1 protein-coding gene is annotated in these 329 nt (G+C 42.9%); it reads right to left on the bottom strand.

The annotated features are described in order from the left end of the window. Positions 1–329 (bottom strand): GDP-mannose 4,6-dehydratase (locus HC723_RS17110; RefSeq protein WP_190339963.1); only part of this gene is annotated, 329 nt, incomplete at both ends.

Genomic DNA, 329 nt, shown 5'->3' with positions numbered 1-329 from the left:
TTTGAACAATTGGTCACAATGGTTGGAAAACCATAAGTGCGCAACCATGCTCGAACTAAATGATCGCTAGAAGCTTTTGAAGCGGAATAAGGACTGCTTGGCGCATAAGACGTTTGCTCAGTAAAAAGAGGTAACTTTTCACCAACAGATAAGTCGTTTTGTTCGTCAGGGTGTGGCAGGTCGCCATACACTTCATCAGTTGAAATATGATGAAAACGAAAAGCCTGTTGCGCGTTGTCATCTAGACCATTCCAATATTCTCGCGCCGCTTCTAGTAGGTTATAAGTACCCACAATATTGGTTTGAATAAATTCAGCAGGGCCCGTGAT

The sequence above is a fragment of the Vibrio sp. S11_S32 genome (assembly GCF_014694465.1).
Taxonomy (GTDB): domain Bacteria; phylum Pseudomonadota; class Gammaproteobacteria; order Enterobacterales; family Vibrionaceae; genus Vibrio; species Vibrio algicola.
Note: the sequence above shows the minus strand (reverse complement) of the source record. Positions and strands in the feature narration are given on the sequence as shown.